Below are 14,696 nucleotides of genomic sequence, written 5' to 3' on the forward strand. Positions count from 1 at the left end.
ACCCCGCCGTACGCTCAGCACCGGAAGCCCCCCAGACCGAAGGGCCCGACCTGCATGTTCCTCCTCCAGATGTCCGGGCTCCCCGGCGCCGGCAAATCCACCATCGCCCGCCACGTCGCCACCACCCACCGCGCCGCAGTCGTCGACTACGACGTCCTCAAATCCACCCTCCTGGACACCGGCTTCGACTTCCCCGCCAGCACCAGAGCGGCGTACGCCCTCATGTACGCCGAAGCCCGCCACCTACTCACCCAAGGCCACCCCGTCGTCATGGACAGCCCTTGCTTCTGGCCCCAGATCCTCACCACCGGCCAACAGATCGCGGCAACCCACAACGTCCCCTACAAATACATCGAGTGCCACCTGACCGACCTCGACCTCCTGGACGAACGCCTCCGCACCCGCCCAACCCTCAGAAGCCAACGCCCCTCACTAACCCAAGCCCCCGCAGACGCCCCCAACACCCCCACAGACCCACAAACCCTCATCCAAACCTCAACAAACCAAACCCAACGCCCCGCCAACTACCTCCAGCTGGACACGCGCCGTCCGCTACCGGAGCTACTCCCCCAGGTCGACAGCTACCTGGGCCGCTGATCGCTGTGCACGAGTCGCCGTAGGTACGGCGCGGTGGGCCCGTTGCCGGACGCGACCTGCGCGGGAGTTCCCGCGTTGATGATCCGCCCGCCGGCCCGACCGGCGCCCGGCCCCAGGTCGATGATCCAGTCGGCGCAGGCTGCGGTGTGGACGTCGTGCTCGGCGATGACCACGGTTTGACCGCGCTCCAGGAGCAAGTCAAGAGTCCGCATCAGGCGCTGGGCGTCGTCCGGGTGCAGGCCGGTGGCCGGCTCGTCGAGGATGAGTAGGCCAGGGTCGCTGCCCCGGCGTCCGCGCAGGGTGGCCTTGGCGAGCTTGAGCCGCTGCGCCTCGCCGCCGGACAGCGCGGTGCCGCTCTCGCCGAGCGTGAGGTAGCCGAGGCCGACGCCGTCCATCGCCTCCAGCAGCGCGGCGAGCAAGCCCGGCTCGTCGAACACTCCGACCGCCTCGGACACCGTGAGGTCGAGCACCTCATCGATCGCGAGCCCGCGATACGTGACCGCCAGCACCTCTGCGGTGTAGCGCCGTCCTTCACATTCCTGGCAGGTCAAGTAGGCGTCGCCGAGGAACTGCATGTCGAGCTTCAGCCGGCCGAGGCCCTGGCAGGTCTCGCACCGGCCACCGCTGGAGTTGAACGAGAAGATCGACGGATCGGCGAGCCCTCGGCGGCGTGCGTCGTCCGTCCCCGCGAAGAGCGCGCGGATCTGGTCGAAAGCCTTGGTGTACGTCGCCGGGTTCGACCGCGGCGTACGTCCGATCGGCGCCTGGTCAACGATCGTGACCCAGCGCAGACCGCCGTACCCGGCGAGCTTCTGGACCGCAGGATGCGGGCGGTTGGCCAGCACGGACTCGACGGAATCGGCTAATGCCTGGTTGAGCAGGCTGCTTTTGCCGCTGCCGCTGATGCCGGTCAAGCACGTGAGCCGGTTCAGCGGGATGCGGACCTCTGGCGCATCGACGTTGTGAACTGAAGCGCCATGCAGCACCAGCCACTCGGTGTCGGCAGTCGGCGGTCGCTCCGCACGCTCCAGCCGGTAGTGCGGCTCGCGCAGGTACCGGCCGGTGACGGACGCCGGGTAGGCGGCGACGTCCTCTGGAGTGCCTGCGGCAACCAACGTACCGCCGTCCCGCCCGCCGCCCGGGCCTAAGTCGATGACCCAGTCGGCGCGAGCGATCAGGTCGGGATCGTGCTCAACCAGCAGCACGGTGTTGCCGGCGTCCCGTAGCTCACGCAAGATCGCGAGGAGGTGGTCCTTGTCGGCCGGGTGCAGGCCCGCGCCGGGCTCGTCAAAAACGTAGGTGAGACCACTCAGCGCCGTGCTGATCTGGGCGGACAAGCGGGCCCGTTGCAGCTCGCCGCCGGAGAGCGTCGGTGCGCCACGCCACAGCTCCACATGACCGAGGCCCAGACGAATCAGCAGGTCGAGCCGGTCGCGCAGTTCGGGCACCAGAATCTGTCCGACCTTGCGCTGTGGCTCGTTGAGCTCGGCGTCCACTTCGTCGATCCAGCGCCGTACGTCGTCGACCGGGCTCTCGAGCACGTCGCGAAATGTGCTGTCCCGCAAGGTGACGGTCCGCGCGATCGGGCCGAGGCCCGTGCCTTCGCATGCGGGGCAGGGCTGCCGCTCGAGGAACTGGCGATAGAGCTCCTTGGCTTCGTCGGTGACGGCCGCGGCGTACGCCGTCTCGATCTCGGCGATCGCACCGACCAACGCCTGGTCGGCCTTGTAGGAGTACTGGCTGTTCTTCTTCCTGTTCGAGCCGGAGAGTGTGACCGGGATGGTCGCACCTGCCGTTCCGCGCAGCGCTGCATGCTGGAATGCCTCGGGCTGCTCGCCCCAGGGCAGGCTCAGCTCCGTGCCGTGGTGCGCGGCGAGCGAGGGCAGGTAGGCGGCCTCGTTCGCCAGGTTGCCACCGAACCAGGGCGAACCGCCGTCCAGTAACGGCCGCCCTGGCGCCGGCACGATCAGGTCGGGTCGCGCGCTGAAGATCTCACGGGCGCCGATACAGGTGTGGCAGATGCCATCGCGGGTGTCCGGATCGAACTGGGCGGGATGCAGCGGCCCAGCCCACGTGCTGCCGGTTGCCAACGGCGCCAGGCGGGCAAAGACCAACCCGAGATACGCGTCGACACCGGTCAGCGTGCCGAGCGTCGAGTGGGGGTTGCGGTTGGAGTTGCGCTGGTCGACGGCGAGCGTCGCCGTCAGTCCACGAACGCGATCGATCTGCGGTCGGTCCCGCGGCGTGAGGAACTTGCGGACGTATGGGTCGAAGCCCTCGACGTACCGCAACTGCGCCTCGGCATGCAGCGTGTCCATCACCAGCGAGCTCTTGCCGCTTCCACTGACGCCGGTGAACGCGGTGATGGTCTGATGCGGAACCCGGACGTCGATGCCGCGCAGGTTGTGCGTCCGGACGCCGGTCAGCTCGATCCAGCCCACGGCTCACTCCGGCCTTGTAGTGAAGGCGGATCGATGGTCGTCGAGCCAGCTGATCTCTGCCTCGAGCAACATCACCTGACGCCGGAAGAGCGCCGAGTCCAGGCCGCTGATCTGCCCGTCGCCGACCAGCTGAGCCCGTTCGGCGTCCAACTCGGCGATCGTTGTCATCAGCAACTCCCGCCGCCGCGCAAGCAATCCGTCGAGCTCGACCGGATCCGACGCCCGTCCGAACAACAACGCCACCGCCATCGGATCAGGACCGAAGTGCAGCTCACAGATCGCCCGCTCCCGCAGCGCCGCCAACTCCGCACGCCCCGTCCCCGTGATCTCGTACACCGTCCGCGCAGGCCGCCGTCCCACCTGCTGCACCGCAACCGCCCGCAGCAGCCCACCCTCCTTCGCCTGCACCAACTCACGATTGATCGCGCCGATCCCGACCCCACCCCACTCCGACACATCCGTGTCCTTGGCGATCCGCTTGATCTCATGACCATGCATCGCCCCCTGAGACGCCAACAGCCCCAAGATCATGAGCCGAGTTAGATTCATGAATCTAATCTACTCCCGCCCTAAGCTACCGCCAACCCCACCCACCCCAAGGACCGACCATGCCCACCCGCCCAGAGATCGTCTGCATCTGCGGATCCACCCGCTTCACCAACGAAATCCAAGCGGCCGCCCGCGCCCTAACCCTCTCCGGCGCCATAGTCCTGGCCCCCACCACCTTCCCCCACCCCCTAACCCCCACCCAGAAAGCCACCCTGAGCGCCCTCCACCTCCAAAAGATCGACCTCGCCGACACCGTCCTCGTAGTCAACCCCAACGCCTACCTAGGCGACTCCACCCGAACCGAAATCGCCCACGCCCAATCCACCAACAAACCAATCACCTACACCCACCCCACTTCTCCCCCAGAGCCCGAACCCCAGCCTCCCGAGTAGCCTCCCGGGACATAAAAAGAGCCGGTTCCCCTGACGGAGAACCGGCTTCTGACCTGCGGTGGAGCTTAGGGGATTCGAACCCCTGACCTCTTCCATGCCATGGGCGGAGGTCGCTTCGGTGACCTGCGCTGGGTGGCACATTTTCCCCTACACACAAGGCGTTTTCGCGTTCCTGATTGCCGCGAGTTGGCCCCGCTTCGAGACCGTTGTTACGCGTAGTCGGCTCCCAAAATCCTCCCATGGCATCCCATTCGGCGGGGTCAGCTCAGATGGGTCGACACGGCGGCCTGATGCCGTACTTCTCGATCGCGAATCGCCAGAACAGTGGGACAGCTTCCGAAGTAGGCCGGTCGATGCAGTCGTTCAGACCGGTGCTGGAGAGATGCTCAATGCGTACCTGGCCGCCGGGCGCCGGCCTCGTCGAGCCGGGCGCTCGAACGACGATCATCTCGCGGACCTGTGCGCCAACCGGGCGCGGAACGACCATGAGGTCGTGCATCGATGTGCCCCCCGCGAGAAGTTCATCTGCACCGGAGTCGGTGACACTGTCAATGATGTCGACCATGTATCGAAACCCCGCGTACTGGGCCGCCATCTCGCCCAGAAACGACCGAATGTCCACCCACGATCGTTCCCCGAACGCATAGGTCCAGGGCCGAGTGACTCCGCCCCGTCGCCATGTGCTCACAGCACAGTCTCGCACGCCGCACCGCCGAGGGTTTCGGTTCGATCTACGTGGGTGCGCGAGCGTCCATCATGGTTCGGGAGAGTCGCAGGGCCGCGGTCAAGATTGGCAAGGCGCCGGTCTGTGCCTGCCTGATCTGCAACCGCCTATGCAGCCATTCGCCGAGTGTTCGCTGACCTAGATCAGAGAGTAGTCGTTTGGGGTTGACGACTGATGGACACGTGCACCAAGGTCGTCAGAACTGCTCGTGTTTCGTCACGGGCTTTGGGGTATGCAGGGGGGACGATGACAACACCGGATTTTGCGGAGTACTGCAGGTGGCTCGACAAGCACGTAGCTGCAGAGCCATTGCGGGTAGCTCGCGGTCGCTATGATTCAGCAATGGCCCAGGCTCTTGAGGCCGCCAATAACGCCCCTTTTTGGAGAGAATTGCTCGGCGCGATGCGCGATCTGGATGATCACTATCTTGCAGAGACGGCAGGCTTCAAGCTTTTCGCCTCCAATGAGGAACCCTTTTGGGTCCGCAAGACATTTGAATCGGTACTCGACAAATCGTTTCGAAAGAATGTTTTGTCAAACAAGAATCTAGCGGACAAAGAATGGCCGACGCCGCCAGACGCTGGATGGATTGATCAATCAAATTGGTACGAAAGACTTAATGATCTAATCCGCACCACATTGGTTGTCAAGTACCTGGATGGAGTCGAGTATTTAACTGACTCGATCGCCAAGTTGTGTGAATCTCACTCATTGCAATACAGAATCGACATGGAAGCCAGGGAGGAGGGGTACTACGCAGCACATTTGTACGTAATGATGGATGTCACGATTCCACTTCCCACATGGGATGCAGTAGAAGTATCGCTCCACCATGAGATTCAGATCACCACCCAGCTTCAGGAAGCGATTCGGAAGCTTACACACGAGAACTACGCGTCGCGCAGGAGCGTAGCACCTGCGCCCAACCAAAGAAAATGGCAATGGGACCATTCGCACCCTGATTTCGTTCCAAATTATCTAGGCCACATTCTGCATTATATTGAAGGCATGATCATGGAAGTTCGCGGCCGGAGGTTGCCTTGATGATGAACCAAAATCAATTGGAAAAGATCGAAGCGTATCTGGATGGCTTCGATGCATCGTCAGTGCTGCGTAGCCGAGTGCGAACAATATGGAAGTTCTACGACGATGTTGTATTGGGGCGCGAGCTGCGGGATGTCTTCATCAGTGAAACCGTTGGTGAGGATGGCAGACGACTGAATGAGAACCTTTGGTTTTTCTTCGATGATATTTGGGCTGAAGCGCACAACTTCATGGTGGAGGACAATTTCGATCTGGCTAGAATCCGCGGCTCACTCGAGTATATTGTGTGTCAGCGCAGAGACTTTGAGTCAGGTGAGTCGAATCAGCGATCACGCCTAAATATCAAATATTCGTACAGCTCCGGAAACACGACTGGAACCCTGAAGGCGTCTGGGGGAAATTGCGAGACCCTGGATCGCATTCTGAGGCAAGTGCTCGTGCCCATGATTTGGGACGCCAGCCCCAACGCCGAGCTGTGACGGACGATGTCCAAAAGTGTGGGCCAGCCCTCCCGCATCGCCCCAATAGCTGCCAGCCTTAGGCTCGGTGGAGTCCGGGTCAAGGGGCGGAGCTCCCGGAGGGACGCCACAGGCACCCTTGATGCGTGGTGTCTCGGGCCATCCCTTCCATGATTGCTAGCGGGGCGATGCGGGAACCCACCGGCCAGCTCGGGCGTCAGGTCCGGCCGCGAGGTGGGTGGCCGGCCTTTCGGCGAGTGGTGCACCGGGCAGGGTGTCGAGCGTTGGCGGCGAGTCTGCTGTCCTCGTCCCGGCACCCTGTTGGCACGTGCGCGCCAAGCCAAGGGATGCGCCCAGAGCGCAGCGAAGCGGGGCGGCGGGCAGGCAGCCCGCCCTGTGGTGGCGTCGCGCTTTCGGGCCCCTCAGGGGCCCGTCTTGAAGACGTAGAGAAACTTGTCAGGCGGTCGCGGTCCACGCGTTGAACACGTCGGACAGGCGAGCGGTGAGCGAGCGAAGGTCTGCATCGAGCTGCGGGAAGGAAACACCGGGGGTGAGGACCTCGACGAGTCCAGACATGGGCAACCCCAAGTCAAGACCCTCCCAAGCGGGATCCACGCCATAGTGCATCGCGACATTCCGAAGCCGACGACAGTCTGTCAGCACCAACTGCGACATGGGGTCGATCACGATCTCATCCAGGATCACCTGAGTTGACCTGCTTGCGTTGTCACGAAATCGCCGCCGAACCTCTGCCAGCCCAGATAGCACGTGAGACACGGTAACGAGACGAACCCGAAGCAACACCGCCTCGTGCCCTGATTCTAAGCGACTCAGAACCTTCGCAACTGAGTTTAAATCACACTGCATGGCCAGAAGGGCCGACTTCAATCCCAGCGAGAAACTGGGATCAAACTTGGAACTGAGATACTTTTCCGTCCTCACATCACATGTCCGGAACATCGTGAAGGGCTCGAGGGGAGGGATGGAACTGGGACGCTCACCTCTGAATGCGTGAGCCAGCGCACCAACGACTCGCCCCAAATCGGAGCTAGCGCCTTCAAAGAAGGGTTGCTGAAGATCTTCCTTACTTAGGATCTCGAGCGGCATCGCCGTGTGATACGCAGCAATGTGGTTCGTCATAGTCAGGCAGTCATCGACGAAGTACTGCCCCATGTCGGTTTCGAATCTTTGCAACCATTTCCAACGCACATTGCCTGTGAAAGCGCCGCGCTGCGCTACGGCATTCTCCGATTCAAACCATTGGACTACACCATCGAGCCCGCGCTTCTTGTCGTCGAACAGCTTGACACTATGCCGGGCGGACTCGATGTAGGCTCCGAATTCGAGCTTCAGATCATCGGCGAGCTGCGGGAATATCCGTCCGAGATGCTTCACACTTTCGTGCACTATTCGCGAAGCGTGCGGGTAAATACAGAACGCCCCGAGAGAGATCTGTGATTCCGGGAGCGCCGATAGCGCATAGATCGCATCTTCTGCCCAGATAGAATCTTCGGCTATCAGTCGAAGTTCTACGGCACGCCGCAAACTCAGAGGCCGTCCGGACGGGCCGCGAGCAGGATCATCAGACGACTCCTGATCAGGCACGTCCCTTCAGCCACCCTACGAAAGCTATGGCATCAGCAAGGACGCGCATGTCGTCAACAACGATGTCGGCACCGGCGGCTGCCAGGTCGTCCTCTTTACCGGGCTTGTTGGCGTAGCCGACGCTGCGGGTTCCAGCGGCGATTGCGGCCTCGATGTCACTCACCTGGTCTCCGACGAACGCCGATCGGGACGGCTCGACTTCAAGTGCGGCAGCGGCCCGGTTGAGCAGGAAGGGGCTTGGCTTCATCCGGTCAACGCGGTTCGGGTCTCGGGCTTCGATGTGTTGGATCAGTGAGCCGAATCCAACATGGTCGAGGTAAGCGCGGATAGCCGCCTCGCAGTTGTTACTCACGATCGCCACAGGGCGTTCTGAGGCCTTGCAAGCATCGAGAAGGACTCCGACACCCGGTGTCTCTGTGGCGCTCTCCACGGCCTTGATCTCGGCTACTTGGAGAGCGTCCTCGACTCGCCGCCTCAGGTCGTCTCCGAACTGCGCGGAGGCAGCCAGCACTTCATGTGGACCATCAGCCTCGACGATGGCCGCGGGCAGTTCACCGAGGACATCACGGACTAGCTCCCGAAGCTCTTCGGCGATCTGTGGTGCTGGGTAGCCTGCGAAGACTGAGCAGACTGGGCCGTCGAAGTCCAGGAGGACGGCTTGGGTTGAGCGGAGGATGGAGGCAGGGGATTCGGTGGTCACGGCGTGTGGGTCCGGCTGATGGTGCTCCAGACGCTGTTGAACCACATGCGGGCCTGGTCGACGTACTGGGAGCCGGCGACTCGGTCGTCGTCGTTGGCGGAGTGATGGAAGAGCACGGTGTCCTTACCTACGGCGTCGAAGATGGAAACGTTCCTCCCATCGATTGAGACATCCTGTTCGATGACAGGATAGAAGCCGAAGAAGACCTCTTCGTCGTTGAGGAGGTACATCTTGAACATCATCGGGAAGTTGACGACTCGGCACTCGACGCTCGTCTTCTTGACGAGGCCGATGTTGCTGAGCTCCTCGATGGTTTCGATGATTGGCCGGCCGATCGGTGGGCGATCTGCTCTACGCGGCCACGAACTGCCGGGTCGTCCCCCGGCTTGCGTCCTGCACGGGACGATACTGCCATCGGCTGCGACATGTCGGAGATCAGCAGCCGGATGTTGATGGACTCCGGAGTCAGGCGTCCGCGGCGAATCCGGTCGACGGGCTCCTCGAGCGCTCTGAGCAGAGTTTCGCCGGTGAGACCCGCGAAGTCGATCGTCACCCGAGCATGCTCGAAGGCGCTCTCGATGGACGGACGGAGTCCGACCGCCTGGTCGGCCCTGTCGCGGAGATAGACGCCGCTGCCAGCGCGCGAGACGATCGGGCCTTCGTCCCGGTTGCGCCGTACTGGGCAGCTAGCTCGTGCCGCGATGGAAGCTTCCACCTCGCGTTGTACCGGCGTGTGACGGCGCCGTACGCAGTGTGTTCATTGTCCGCTTGTACGGCGGACGCGGATCGTGTCTAGCTTGGCTCCCACGGCCTCCTCACAAGAAAACAGGCCAGAAGGCGAACGCCTTCTGGCCTGCTGTTTCTTGCGGTGGAGCTTAGGGGATTCGAACCCCTGACCTCTTCCATGCCATGGAAGCGCGCTACCAACTGCGCCAAAGCCCCGCGTTGTCCTTGCGACTCCGGAAGTTTAGCTGATGGGGGGCGGAGAAGAAAAATCGAGAGGGGGGTGGTGGGTGGGTGAGGTAGATGACACGGGTGGTGAGGGTGTTGGGCTTGCATTGGGTGGTGCGGAAGGGTGGTTGCCGGACCGCTGCCACTCACCTACTCCTGATATTGCGGGTTGGGCGGTAGTTGTCACGCTCAGATGGGTGGGGACGGGGTGGTTGGTGAGTGTCTGGGGTCCGCCCCACACGCTGACAGCCTGCATCTGACCGATGGGCGTCAGTCCGAGCCAATCAAACTAGATCTGTAGGTAGGCGCGGCGGAGCCGTCAGCAGGCAGTCGGCGCTGAGCAGCTTCCGCCGAGTCCCCTGATCCGAGTTGTTCGCCGCGGCGGGCCGACGGCAACCAGGCCTCGCGACCGCGCCGGAGGCGCCAACTGGCAGTCGCCGCGGAGCGGTGGCCGATGGGTCAACCCCTACCCGATTGATCCGCCAATTCGAGTCGGCGACGACAGGGTCCGCGCGCGGCGGAGCCGCCGAAAGGTAGTCGCCGCGGAGCGGTGTCCGATGGGCCGTGCTTCCCCGAGTTGTTCGCCGATGCGGGTCGGCGACGGCCAGGTCCGCGCGCGGCGGAGCCGCTAATAGGCAGTCGCCGCGGAGCGGTGTCGTTTGGCGGAGCCGCCGAAGGCAGGCGGCGCGGAGCGGTGGCGTTTGGCGGGGGTTAGGGCTGGGGGTCGTCGGAGAGGACTGGTTCGGGGAGGGAGCCGGCGTTCCATTCTTCGATGCGCCAGCCGGGGGTGCGGTTGGGGAGGAGGGAGACCCAGTTGCAGTTGGAGAGGCCGCCGAAGGAGGGCCAGTGGGGGGCGGGGATGCCGAGGAAGGTGCAGATGCCTACGCGGGCGGCCAGGCCGTGGGTGGCGATGACGATGGTGTCGGCGGGGGTGCCTTGGGTGGAGATGTGGGTGAGGGCGGCGGCGAAGCGGGTGGCTACTTCTTCGATGGTTTCGCCGGCGGTGCCGCGGCGCTGGGGGGCGCCGGATTTGATGCGGGCGGCGGCTTCGGGGTGCTGGGCGGCCAGTTCGGCTTGGGTGAGGCCGGCCCAGTCGTCGACGTCGATCTCGCGGAGGGCTTTGTCGTACTCGATGGTGAGGCCGGTCAGGACGGCCAGCTCGCCGGCGGTGGCGGCGGCGCGCTGGAGGTCGCTGGCGAACAGGCGGGTGGGGGCCAGGGCGGCCAGGCGGGCCGCGGCAGCGCGGGCCTGGGCGATACCGACCTCGTCGAGGGGGATGTCGGCTTGGCCCTGCATCTTGTCCTGGAGGTTCCACGCGGTGCGGCCGTGCCGCCAGACGATCAGCCGTCCTGCGGTCATTCGGCCGAACCCGCGGGGGACTCCGGTCCGGCGGACGGGAGCTTGATGGTCGGGCAGTCGCGCCACAGCCGCTCGAGGGAGTAGAAGTTGCGCTCCTCGTCGTGCTGGACGTGGATGACGATCTCGAGGTAGTCGAGCAGCACCCAGCGGCCCTCGCGGGCGCCTTCGCGGCGGACCGGCTTGGCGTCGAAGTCGACGCGGAGCTTCTCCTCGACGGCGTCGACGATGGCCCGCACCTGGCGGTCGTTGGAGGCGGACGCGACCAGGAAGGCGTCGGTGATGGCGAGCTGCTCGGAGACGTCGAAGGCGAGGACGTTCTCGGCCTTCTTGTCGTGCGCCGCCTCGGCGGCCGCGGTGAGCAGCTCGATGGCGCGTTCACTGGCTGACATGGTGTTCCTAACGGTTGGTGTAGAGCTCGCGCTTGGCGATGTACTGGACGATGCCGTCCGGGACGAGGTACCAGGTCGGGTTGCCCTTGGCGACCCGGGCGCGGCACTCGGTCGACGAGATCGCCAGCGCCGGTACTTCGAGGAGCGTGATCCGGTCCATCGGCAGCTTGTCCAGGGGAAGCTCCTGGCTCTCCGTCCCCGGCCGGGTACAGCCGACGAACTGGGCCAGTTTGAACATCTCGTCGACGTCGCGCCAGGTCAGGATCTGGGCCAGCGCGTCGGCGCCGGTGATGAAGAACAGCTCGGCGTCCGGGTAGAGCGCCGACAGGTCGCGCAGGGTGTCGATGGTGTACGTCGGACCCGGCCGGTCGATGTCGACGCGGCTGACCGAGAAGCGCGGGTTCGAGGCGGTCGCGATGACCGTCATCAGGTACCGGTCCTCGGCCGCGGAGACCGCGCGGTCGGACTTCTGCCACGGCTGGCCGGTCGGGACGAAGATCACCTCGTCCAGATCGAAGTACGCCTGGACCTCGCTGGCCGCGACCAGGTGACCGTGGTGGATCGGGTCGAACGTTCCACCCATCACGCCCAGCCGGCGCACCCGCTCGACGGCAGCCATGTCAGCTGTGCGGCCGGCCCTTGCCCATGATCACCGTGACGAGCAGCAGCAGGAGCAGGACGACCATGGCGAACCCGCCGTACCACCACGGCGAGATGTGGGCGGCCTCGGAGGCCTCCTCGAGGACCGCGAGCTGCGGCGCGACAAGCTTGAGCATGGGACAGAGCCTATCTCGTGCCCACCGACAAGTCCGCGACCGGTGGGCACGAGGGCCTCCGGTCGCGGGGGTGGCGGGTCAGCTGTGGCGGATGTGACGGGTCAGCAGCCGGCGCCAGAAGGACGGCGCGGCAGCGGCGCGCTGGTACTGCGCGGCGACACGGTGCATCTCGTCGATGTGGGCACGGGCGACGTCGGAGATCATGATTCCTTCACTGGGTTGTGCGGTTCGAACCGGCGCGGTCTGGCGCCGACACCTCAAATTGTACGACAATCAGACGGTTCAGACAAACGAATTGAAGGCAGATCGAGGCAACTGCCAACGAATCTGCGGTAAACGGGAGGTTCACCGGCTATGGATGTGATCGATCGGCAGCTGCTCGAGGCGCTGCGGCTGAACGGCCGGTCCAGCTGGGCCGAGCTCGGCCGGGTGGTCGGGCTGTCCGGCCCGAGCGTCCAGGAGCGGGTCCGCCGGCTCGAGGAGCGCGGGGTCCTGCTCGGCTACCGCGCGGTGGTCGCGCCGAGCCAGGTCGGCCTCGGCACCAGCGCGCTGATCGGCCTGTTCCAGCGCGACGACGTGGAGACCGACGACATCGTCGACCAGGTGCGCGACATCGCCGCCGTCGAGGACTGCTGGTTCGTCGCCGGCGACCAGGAGCTCGTGGTCAAGGTCCGGGTCGCCGACGTCACCCAGCTGGAGGCCGTGGTCGGCTCCCTGCGCCGCGTGAATGGCGTCGTCCGGACACGGACCACCGTCGTCCTCTCCACTCGCTGGGAGAGCCGCCCGGCCCCGCTCCCGCAGGACTGACGGCCCGCGTGACGGACGTCGAGGTGTGGTGGGCCCGGCCCGACCAGGCGCGGGCCGAGTTCCGCAATGATCTGAACGACGTCGAGCGCGAGCGGTACGCCAGCTACCGGCGGGACGCCGACAAGGCGCGCTTCCTGCTCGGCGTGACGATGGTACGGCGGGTGCTCGGCGCGCGGATGTCGATCGCACCGGCCGCCGTCGTCCTGGACCGATCCTGCGCGGACTGCGGGCGGCCGCACGGCAAGGTGCGGGCCGACGGAGTCGAGTTGTCCGTGACCCACTCCGGCTCCTGGGTCGGGATCGCGGTCGGCGCCGCCCCGGTAGGCCTGGACGTCGAGCAGATCGACCCCAAGCTGGACGTCGACGGCGTCGCCCGGATGAGCCTCGTCCCGGAGGAGTTGCAGGTGCTCGAAGCGGCGCGGGACAAACCGCTGGCGTTCGCCAGGTACTGGACCCGCAAGGAGGCCGTGCTGAAGGCCAGCGGCGAAGGGATCACCGGCCTACAGAGCGTGGTGGTGAGCGGGCCGGACGAGCCGCCGGCAGTGCTCCGGTGGAGCGGCCAGGCCCAGCTCGCCGATCTGGACGTCGGCGCCGGTTACGCGGCGGCCCTGGCCGTCCTCGGCTCAGCGCCGCCGCGCCTACAGGTCCATCAGTTCCGGATCTGACCCTCGCCGGTCACGACGTACTTCGTCGAGGTCATCTCCGGCAGGCCCATCGGGCCCCGCGCGTGCAGCTTCTGCGTCGAGATCCCGATCTCGGCGCCGAAGCCGAACTCGCCGCCGTCGGTGAACCGGGTGCTCGCGTTGACGACGACCGCCGCCGAGTCGACGGCCTGGACGAAGCGCCGGGCCGCGGACTGCGAGCGCGTGATGATCGCGTCGGTGTGAGCCGAGCTGTAGCGCCGGATGTGCTGGACGGCGGCCTCCAGCGACTCGACCACCGCGGCCGACAGGTCGAGCGAGTTGTACTCCGTCCCGAAGTCGTCGTCCGTCGCCGCGACAATACCCTTGCCCGCAGCAACCACCGCCGGATCGCCGTGGACAGTCACCCCCGCGGCGGCCAGCGCCGGAAGGGCTTTCGCCAGGAACGCCTCCGCGACCGCGGCGTGCACGAGCAGCGATTCGGCCGCGTTGCAGACACTCGGCCGCTGCGTCTTCGAGTTGAGCAGGATCTCCAGCGCCAGATCCAGATCGGCCTCGGCATCGACGTACACATGGCAGTTGCCGACGCCGGTCTCGATCACCGGCACCGTCGACTCACTGACAACGGTCTGGATCAGCCCGGCGCCGCCGCGCGGGATCAGCACGTCGACCAGCCCGCGCGCCTGCATCAGCTCCTTGACCGCGGCCCGATCGGTCGGCACGCCCTGGACGACGTCCGCCGGCAGCCCGACCGACTCGGCGGCCTCCCGCAGGACGGCGATGATCGCGACGTTCGACGCCGCCGCGGACGACGAACCGCGCAGGAGCACCGCGTTCCCCGACTTCAGGCAGATACCCGCCGCGTCGGCGGTCACATTCGGCCGGGCCTCGTAAATGATCCCCACGACCCCGAACGGAACGCGTACCTGCCGCAGCTCGAGACCGTTCGGCAGGGTGTACCCGCGCACCACCTCACCGACCGGATCGGTCAGCCCCGCCAGCTGCTCCAGCCCCGCGGCCATCCCGTCGACCCGGCTCGGGTCGAGCGCCAGCCGGTCGACGGTCGACTCCGGCGTACCGGCCTCGCGCGCGGCGGCGACGTCCTTCGCGTTGGCGGCGACGATCGCGTCCGTGTTGGCGCGCAAGGCCGCGGCCATCGCGTGCAGCGCCGCGTCCTTGGTCCCGCGGGACGCCTCCGCCAGGGCGTACGACGCTTCCCGCGCACGCCGGGCCAGCTCGATGATCTCGCTCACGGTGCCATCC

Annotated in this window: 18 protein-coding genes and 1 tRNA gene; 6 read left to right on the forward strand and 13 right to left on the reverse strand. The window is 65.4% G+C overall.

The features are described from left to right. Positions 1–54 precede the first annotated feature (54 nt). Positions 55–597, forward strand: a complete 543-nt coding sequence (locus ACZ6ZD_RS20270; RefSeq protein ID WP_465674274.1) for a P-loop nucleotide/nucleoside kinase family protein — start codon at positions 55–57, stop codon at positions 595–597. Here ACZ6ZD_RS20270 and ACZ6ZD_RS20275 read toward each other — a convergent pair. Both ACZ6ZD_RS20275 and ACZ6ZD_RS20280 read right to left on the reverse strand, forming a co-directional pair. After that, a complete protein-coding gene (locus tag ACZ6ZD_RS20275) occupies positions 582–3,038 on the reverse strand; it encodes an excinuclease ABC subunit UvrA (RefSeq protein ID WP_465674276.1) in 2,457 nt (818 codons plus the stop codon). The genes ACZ6ZD_RS20270 and ACZ6ZD_RS20275 overlap by 16 nt on opposite strands. A gap of 3 nt (positions 3,039–3,041) precedes the next feature. Continuing rightward, entirely contained in the window at positions 3,042–3,587 is a 546-nt protein-coding gene (locus ACZ6ZD_RS20280; protein ID WP_465674278.1) for a PadR family transcriptional regulator, read from the reverse strand. Positions 3,588–3,646: 59 nt separating this feature from the next. On the opposite strand from ACZ6ZD_RS20280, the gene ACZ6ZD_RS20285 reads away from it, so the two are divergent. Continuing rightward, the gene (locus ACZ6ZD_RS20285) at positions 3,647–3,979 is read left to right on the forward strand and encodes a hypothetical protein (protein ID WP_465674280.1); all 333 of its coding nucleotides are present in this window, start codon (positions 3,647–3,649) and stop codon (positions 3,977–3,979) included. A 265-nt stretch (positions 3,980–4,244) separates the two neighbouring features. Here the strand turns inward: ACZ6ZD_RS20285 and ACZ6ZD_RS20290 are convergent, their stop codons facing one another. Beyond that, positions 4,245–4,601, reverse strand: a complete 357-nt coding sequence (locus ACZ6ZD_RS20290; RefSeq protein ID WP_465674282.1) for a hypothetical protein — start codon at positions 4,599–4,601, stop codon at positions 4,245–4,247. A gap of 444 nt (positions 4,602–5,045) precedes the next feature. Between ACZ6ZD_RS20290 and ACZ6ZD_RS20295 the strand changes: the two genes are divergently transcribed. Continuing rightward, complete coding sequence (locus tag ACZ6ZD_RS20295; RefSeq protein ID WP_465674284.1) at positions 5,046–5,747, forward strand: hypothetical protein; 702 nt, start codon at positions 5,046–5,048, stop codon at positions 5,745–5,747. Next, positions 5,747–6,226 carry a hypothetical protein gene (locus ACZ6ZD_RS20300; protein WP_465674286.1) on the forward strand — a complete coding sequence of 160 codons (480 nt, stop codon included), beginning with the start codon at positions 5,747–5,749 and terminating at the stop codon, positions 6,224–6,226. The genes ACZ6ZD_RS20295 and ACZ6ZD_RS20300 overlap by 1 nt, the downstream gene beginning before the upstream one ends. Before the next feature lie 435 nt (positions 6,227–6,661). On the opposite strand, the gene ACZ6ZD_RS20305 is transcribed toward ACZ6ZD_RS20300, so the two are convergent. The 9 genes from ACZ6ZD_RS20305 to ACZ6ZD_RS20345 form a co-directional block, all read right to left on the reverse strand. Continuing rightward, on the reverse strand, positions 6,662–7,600 hold the full coding sequence (locus ACZ6ZD_RS20305) for a hypothetical protein (protein ID WP_465674288.1): 939 nt from the start codon (positions 7,598–7,600) through the stop codon (positions 6,662–6,664). Between the two features lie 202 nt (positions 7,601–7,802). Then, positions 7,803–8,510 carry an HAD family hydrolase gene (locus ACZ6ZD_RS20310; RefSeq protein ID WP_465674290.1) on the reverse strand — a complete coding sequence of 236 codons (708 nt, stop codon included), beginning with the start codon at positions 8,508–8,510 and terminating at the stop codon, positions 7,803–7,805. Next, positions 8,507–8,749, reverse strand: a complete 243-nt coding sequence (locus tag ACZ6ZD_RS20315; protein ID WP_465674292.1) for a hypothetical protein — start codon at positions 8,747–8,749, stop codon at positions 8,507–8,509. The genes ACZ6ZD_RS20310 and ACZ6ZD_RS20315 overlap by 4 nt, the downstream gene beginning before the upstream one ends. 630 nt (positions 8,750–9,379) lie before the next feature. Further along, a tRNA-Ala gene (locus ACZ6ZD_RS20320) sits at positions 9,380–9,452 on the reverse strand. Positions 9,453–10,172: 720 nt separating this feature from the next. Then, positions 10,173–10,820 (reverse strand): histidine phosphatase family protein, encoded by a 648-nt coding sequence (locus ACZ6ZD_RS20325; RefSeq protein ID WP_465674294.1) that lies wholly within the window; start codon positions 10,818–10,820, stop codon positions 10,173–10,175. Beyond that, complete coding sequence (rsfS, locus tag ACZ6ZD_RS20330) at positions 10,817–11,209, reverse strand: ribosome silencing factor (RefSeq protein ID WP_465674296.1); 393 nt, start codon at positions 11,207–11,209, stop codon at positions 10,817–10,819. Before rsfS ends, ACZ6ZD_RS20325 begins: the two co-directional genes overlap by 4 nt. 7 nt (positions 11,210–11,216) lie before the next feature. Next, the gene (nadD, locus tag ACZ6ZD_RS20335) at positions 11,217–11,828 is read right to left on the reverse strand and encodes a nicotinate-nucleotide adenylyltransferase (RefSeq protein WP_465674298.1); all 612 of its coding nucleotides are present in this window, start codon (positions 11,826–11,828) and stop codon (positions 11,217–11,219) included. A 1-nt stretch (position 11,829) separates the two neighbouring features. Beyond that, entirely contained in the window at positions 11,830–11,985 is a 156-nt protein-coding gene (locus ACZ6ZD_RS20340; protein ID WP_465674300.1) for a hypothetical protein, read from the reverse strand. 78 nt (positions 11,986–12,063) lie between these two features. Next, positions 12,064–12,189 (reverse strand): hypothetical protein, encoded by a 126-nt coding sequence (locus ACZ6ZD_RS20345; protein ID WP_465674302.1) that lies wholly within the window; start codon positions 12,187–12,189, stop codon positions 12,064–12,066. Between the two features lie 150 nt (positions 12,190–12,339). On the opposite strand from ACZ6ZD_RS20345, the gene ACZ6ZD_RS20350 reads away from it, so the two are divergent. Next, the gene (locus ACZ6ZD_RS20350; RefSeq protein ID WP_465674304.1) at positions 12,340–12,792 is read left to right on the forward strand and encodes an Lrp/AsnC family transcriptional regulator; all 453 of its coding nucleotides are present in this window, start codon (positions 12,340–12,342) and stop codon (positions 12,790–12,792) included. A gap of 8 nt (positions 12,793–12,800) precedes the next feature. Beyond that, positions 12,801–13,457, forward strand: coding sequence for a 4'-phosphopantetheinyl transferase family protein (locus ACZ6ZD_RS20355; protein ID WP_465674306.1), 657 nt, complete (start codon positions 12,801–12,803; stop codon positions 13,455–13,457). On the opposite strand, the gene ACZ6ZD_RS20360 is transcribed toward ACZ6ZD_RS20355, so the two are convergent. Then, on the reverse strand, positions 13,442–14,686 hold the full coding sequence (locus tag ACZ6ZD_RS20360; RefSeq protein ID WP_465674308.1) for a glutamate-5-semialdehyde dehydrogenase: 1,245 nt from the start codon (positions 14,684–14,686) through the stop codon (positions 13,442–13,444). The genes ACZ6ZD_RS20355 and ACZ6ZD_RS20360 overlap by 16 nt on opposite strands. Positions 14,687–14,696: the final 10 nt, after the last annotated feature.

Source organism: Kribbella sp. NPDC104218, assembly GCF_055584105.1.